The sequence below is a fragment of the Stenotrophomonas sp. STEN022 genome (assembly GCF_056760155.1).
On the sequence record NZ_JBRREG010000172.1, the window covers coordinates 1 to 3,944 of the forward strand.

5 protein-coding genes are annotated in these 3,944 nt (G+C 64.2%); 4 read left to right on the forward strand and 1 reads right to left on the reverse strand.

Annotated features, from left to right (window positions below):
* Nucleotides 1–124: 124 nt before the first annotated feature.
* Entirely contained in the window at nucleotides 125–1,081 is a 957-nt protein-coding gene (locus ACVOMF_RS20575) for a chemotaxis protein (RefSeq protein ID WP_481510925.1), read from the reverse strand.
* Nucleotides 1,082–1,196: 115 nt separating this feature from the next.
* Between ACVOMF_RS20575 and flgA the strand changes: the two genes are divergently transcribed.
* The 4 genes from flgA to ACVOMF_RS20595 all read left to right on the forward strand — a co-directional run bounded on the left by flgA (nucleotide 1,197) and on the right by ACVOMF_RS20595 (nucleotide 3,848).
* Nucleotides 1,197–1,841 (forward strand): flagellar basal body P-ring formation chaperone FlgA, encoded by a 645-nt coding sequence (gene flgA, locus ACVOMF_RS20580; protein WP_481510926.1) that lies wholly within the window; start codon nucleotides 1,197–1,199, stop codon nucleotides 1,839–1,841.
* Between the two features lie 62 nt (nucleotides 1,842–1,903).
* Complete coding sequence (gene flgM / locus ACVOMF_RS20585) at nucleotides 1,904–2,206, forward strand: flagellar biosynthesis anti-sigma factor FlgM (protein ID WP_481510927.1); 303 nt, start codon at nucleotides 1,904–1,906, stop codon at nucleotides 2,204–2,206.
* Nucleotides 2,207–2,208: 2 nt separating this feature from the next.
* Nucleotides 2,209–2,541, forward strand: coding sequence for a flagellar protein FlgN (locus tag ACVOMF_RS20590; RefSeq protein WP_481510929.1), 333 nt, complete (start codon nucleotides 2,209–2,211; stop codon nucleotides 2,539–2,541).
* Nucleotides 2,542–2,654: 113 nt separating this feature from the next.
* Entirely contained in the window at nucleotides 2,655–3,848 is a 1,194-nt protein-coding gene (locus ACVOMF_RS20595; protein WP_481510928.1) for an ATP-binding protein, read from the forward strand.
* The last annotated feature ends 96 nt before the right edge of the window (nucleotides 3,849–3,944 follow it).

Consider the following 3,944-nt stretch of genomic DNA (forward strand, 5'->3'; position numbering starts at 1 on the left):
CCCCTCCGCCGCCCCCCCCCCACCGCCCGCCCGCCGCCGCGCGCGGCCGCCCCCCCCCCCGCCGCCCCCCCCCCCCCCCCCCCCCCCCCCCCCCCCCCCCCCCCCCCACTACAGGGGGCCAGGCTTAGCTGTACGCGTACTGGGTCTCAGCCACATGCCGCAGACGCTGCAGCACGAAATCAGCCAGCTCATGCGGACTGTACTTGGCCACGAACGCATTGGCGCCCACACGCTCCACCATGGCGTTGTTGAAAACGCCCGACAAAGAGGTATGCAGGAGCACATACAGACCGGCCAGCCCAGCATGGCGGCGGATTTCCGTCGTCAACGTGTAGCCATCCATCGCCGGCATCTCGATATCGGAGATCACCATGGCGTAGCGCTCGGCGGGGTTCTCGCCCGAGGCATGGATCTGCAACAGGTGTTCCAGTGCCTGCTTGCCGTCGGAGAGCAGGGTGGCGCTCACCCCCAGCTGATCCAGCACGCTGCGGATCTGCTGGCGGGCGACGCGGGAATCATCGACCACCAAAACCTGCATCGCCGGAGCGTCGTCGGGCAGTGCCATGGACGGATCGAGTACCGCTTCACTGCGTACCTGGGCGATGTCTGCGAGCACGCTTTCCACGTCGATGACCTGGATCAACTCACCCTGAAAACGGGTAACAGCGGTCAAATACGTCGATTCGGCGCCCAATTCCGGCGGCGGGTGGATATCTTCCACCGCGATATTGACGATGCGTTCAACCCCGCTGACCAGAAAACCCTGTACCGAGCGATTGAACTCGGTCACCACCAGGTAGCCCGGTGACGTGTCCGCCTCAGGCTCGCGCTCAGGGTGACCAATGGCCAGGCCAAGGTCCAATACCGGCACGGAGCGGCCACGCACATCAGCCACGCCGGCGAACTGCGCGGGCAGGCCAGGCACCTGGAACAATGCCGGGCGGCGCAGCACTTCCTGCACCTTGAATACATTCACGCCAAAAAGCTGACGGCCGCCAAGGCGGAACAGCAGCAGGGCAAGGCGGTTGTGGCCGGCCAGCCGGGTGCGCTGGTCAATTCGGTTGAGCAGGTCTTGTGACATGAGTGCTGTATCGGCGCCGGGTGGCTGCAACTTGAGTGCTCCCCGTCGGTTCAAAGTGGCACAGCACTTGCAGCGGGATCCATCGAACTATTCCAGAGCCGGGTGGCCGCTGCCGATGCGCTTACTCTTTCTTATATGCCTGTTGTTGCCTTCGCTGGCTTTGGCTGCCGCGTTCCAGCCGGTGGAAACCATCCGGGCCGCGGCTTTGGCCACGTTGGCGGCCGGGGAGAGCGGGGAGGCCATTCTGGACGCGAACCTGCGCCTGCCAGCCTGTACGCAACCACTGCAGGCCAGCGTTACCGCCAACACGACCGTGGAGGTTGCCTGCCCACAGGCTGGCGGTTGGCGATTGTTCGTCCCCGTCAAGGTCCGCCGTGAGCAGCAGGTGCTGGTGCTGGCACGCGGCGTGGCTGCTGGAGAAACCCTGGCAGCGGCCGATATAAGTAGCGTCAAGCGTGATACAGCACGCTTGGCCGGTGCCGTACTGTTGAAGCCGGAGGCGGCCGTGGGCCGGGTCGCACGGCGCGCGTTGAGCGCCGGCAGCCTGCTGTCGGCGACTGACCTGGTTGCGCCTCGTACCGTCCGTCGGGGCGACAATGTCGCCTTGGTGTCGCGCCGGGGCGGGGTGGAGGTGCGGATGGCGGGCAAGGCGCTGGGGGATGCGGGTGAGGGCGAGCGGGTCTCGGTCGAGAACCTGTCTTCACGCCGGGTGATGCAGGGAATTGCCACCCCTGCCGGCGACGTGGTGGTCAGCCGATAAATCGTTAAAGAATCCCCCGGCATTGCCGTTATCGTTTTTGAACCGAATCAGGACTCCATCACATGAGCCAGAAAATCGACGGTGGTATTCCGGCCGCAGCGCAGCTGCGCAGCGTAGCCATCAACACCAAAGTGGCCGCCGCTGGCGATGCCAAGCCCAAGCCCGTTGAGGCTGCCGACAGCGTGCGCCTGACCGGCGAGGCCACCCAACTGCAGGCCGTGCAGCGTGAACTGAGCGCTGCCCCGGCCATCGATCAGGCCCGCGTGCAAGCGGTGCGCGAGGCGCTGGAAAACGGCAGCTACAAGATCAATCCCGATGCCATTGCCACGCGCATGCTGGGCCTGGACCAGCAGTTGCAGGGATGAACCTGTCCATGGGCGACCCGTTGCAGCGTCTGAGCGAGGCGCTTGACCGCGAACAGCGTGCCTTGGCCGAGCATGACGTGCCCGCCTTGGTTGCCGCCACCGGCAACAAGCTGGAAGCCCTGCGCGAGCTGGAACGGCAGCCGCCGCTGCACGAGGCCGAGAAACTCAAGGAGCTGGCAGAGCGCAACCACGCCAACGGTGTGTTGTTGGCGCGTCGCCGCCGCGAGGTCAACTGGGCGCTCCGTCAGTTGGGTCGCAGTGAGACCGCCCCCTCTTACGATGCCAAAGGCCAGGCACAAACCGTGCATGCGAGACGGCCGCTGGCCGTGGCCTGATCTGTTTCAAAAGCGGCGCCCGCGCCGCGATCGAGTACCTACATCCGGCTATAGTGGCGGCCTGTTCCTAGCCTGTCCCGACCGCCGTGACCCAGATCGATAGCAGCATCCTCATGCCAACCCCTTCGGCGGCCACATTGCGAGCCCTCGGCGAGCGCGTCCAGCACGGGATGCTGGTGTTCAACGGCAGGTTCGAAGTCAGCATCGCCAACGGTCTGGTGCGCGAGTTGTTTGGCGTGGATGGCCCTGGAAGTAGTGATCTTGGCCGCCAGCTTGAGGCCTTGTTGCCTCCATTCGCGTTGTCGCAGGCCCGTGATTCGGGTAGTTGGGTCGGAAGTCTGCCGGTTGGCGAGCGGGTCATCACCCTGCATCTGCACCATCACAGTGATGAGGCTGGCGAGGCTTTTCTAGCCCTGTTCCAGCACATAGACGGCCCTGAGGACTATGAGCGTGAGCTGCAGCAGCGCCATGCCGAGCTTCGCCAAGCCTATCTGCGCTTGAATGGCACCCAGGAAAAACTGCTGCAGTCCGAGAAGATGGCCTCGATCGGCCAGCTTGCCGCCGGCGTCGCCCACGAGATCAACAACCCGATCGGCTACGTCCACTCCAATCTGGGCAGCCTGCAGGAGTATCTGCGCAGCCTGTTCACGGTGATCGAGGCCTATGAGCGGGCCTTGCGCGCACCGGACCCGAAGGCCTTGATCCCGGAAATCGATGATATCCGTGACCGCCTGGACATCGATTTCATCAGCCGCGACCTGCCGCAGCTGATGGCCGAGTCACGCGAGGGCATCGAGCGGGTGACCCGCATCGTGCGCGATCTCAAGGACTTCTCGTACTCCGGCCGCGACGAGTCGTGGAAGCTGGTCGACCTGCATGCCGGCCTCGAATCGACCATCAACATCATCTGGAACGAACTCAAGTACAAGGTCACGTTGGAACGCCATTACGGCGAACTGCCGATGATCGAATGCTTGCCGTCCGAGCTCAACCAGGTTTACATGAACCTGCTGCTCAATGCCGGTCATGCCATTGCCGATCGCGGCAATATCGTGGTCAGTACGGGGGTGGGTGGCGATGAGGTATGGGTTGAGTTCAAGGATGACGGTGCGGGGATTTCCCCCGAGCTGCGCCAGCGTATCTTCGATCCGTTCTTCACCACCAAACCAGTGGGCAGCGGCACCGGTCTGGGTCTGTCGATCTCCTACGGCATCATCAACAAGCACCACGGTCGCATCGATCTGGACAGTACGGTAGGCGAGGGCTCCTGCTTCCGCATCGTGCTGCCGATCCGTCAGCCGAAATAATCGGCGGCGCGGCTGCCGGATTGTGGGGGCGGCGGTAGCCGCGGAGCGGTTGGAGTGTGAGTACACGCCGTTTATGGGGGGGGAGATTTACGCAGG